This window comes from Kitasatospora sp. A2-31, assembly GCF_022288725.1.
Taxonomy (GTDB): domain Bacteria; phylum Actinomycetota; class Actinomycetes; order Streptomycetales; family Streptomycetaceae; genus Kitasatospora.
The window spans coordinates 1-1,004 of the sequence record NZ_JAKNTA010000286.1 but is presented as its reverse complement, the minus strand read 5'-3'; the positions used below and the strand labels follow the sequence as shown (position 1 = coordinate 1,004).

General features: G+C 74.5%; 2 pseudogenes. One reads left to right on the top strand and one right to left on the bottom strand.

Annotation, left to right across the window (positions count from 1 at the left end):
• A pseudogene (locus MCM47_RS41495) lies at window positions 1-295 on the top strand (polysaccharide deacetylase family protein); the annotation flags it as partial.
• On the opposite strand, the pseudogene MCM47_RS41490 reads toward MCM47_RS41495, so the two are convergent.
• Window positions 292-1,004 (bottom strand): annotated as a pseudogene (locus MCM47_RS41490) (SAM-dependent methyltransferase); the annotation flags it as partial. The pseudogenes MCM47_RS41495 and MCM47_RS41490 sit on opposite strands and share 4 nt — an antisense overlap.

Sequence of the window (1,004 nt, the reverse complement as noted above, 5' to 3'; positions counted from 1 at the left end):
CCGCCCGCCGTACGGGGACGGCGCCAACACCCCGGCGCTGAACACCGCGGTGCAGCAGTGCGGGCCGCGGGCCGTCGTGCTCTGGCGCGAGTCGATGCAGATCCACGACATGCAGTACCAGGCGGCCGACAAGAAGCTGCGGCCCGGGGACATCGTGCTCGCCCACTTCCGCGGCCCGAAGGACCTCAAGGGCGAGACCATGACGCAGATGTTCGGGGAGATGCTCGCCCGGATCCAGGAGCAGGGCTTCGCGGTGGCCCGCCTGGAGGACTACATCCAGCCGCCGGCCTCCTAGGAGGCGGCCGGGTCGGGAGCCGGGGCGTCGGCCGGGGCCGGGGCGTCGGCCCTGACGGGCCGGCCGAGCATCATCAGCGGGCCGTGGTCGGTGCGGCTGAGGATCACCGTGACGGTGTTCGGGCCGCTCGGCTTCAGCTGGCGGCGCAGCTCCTCGGGGGTGATCGCCATTCCGCGCTTCTTGATCACCACGGTGCCGACGGCCCGCTCGCGCAGCAGCGCCTTCAGCTTCTTGATGTGGAACGGCAGCACGTCGGTGAGCTCGAAGGCGTGCGCGTACGGGGTGGCGACCAGCTCGTCCGAGGTGACGTAGGCGATCTTCGGGTCGATCAGCCGGCCGCCGACCTGCTCCGCCACCTCGGCCACCAGGCGGGCGCGGATCACCGCGCCGTCCGGCTCGTAGAGGTAGCGGCCGACCGGTCCGGCCGGCGGGTCGGGCAGGTCGCCGCCGGTGAGCGAGGCGCCCTGCGGCAGCAGCGTGGCGCGGTGCGGCCGCTCGGCGCGGGTGCCGAACCAGAGCACCGCCTCCTTGACGTCGCCGTGGTCGGAGACCCACTCGGCCTCGGCGTCCGCCGGGACGGCCTCGTGCGGGATGCCCGGCGCCACCTTGAGCGCCCCGACCGGGGTGCGCCGGCCGGCCTCGATCGCCCAGGACAGCGGCGGCGCGTACGCCTCGGGGTCGAAGACCCGGCCGCGCGAGGTGCGGCGGG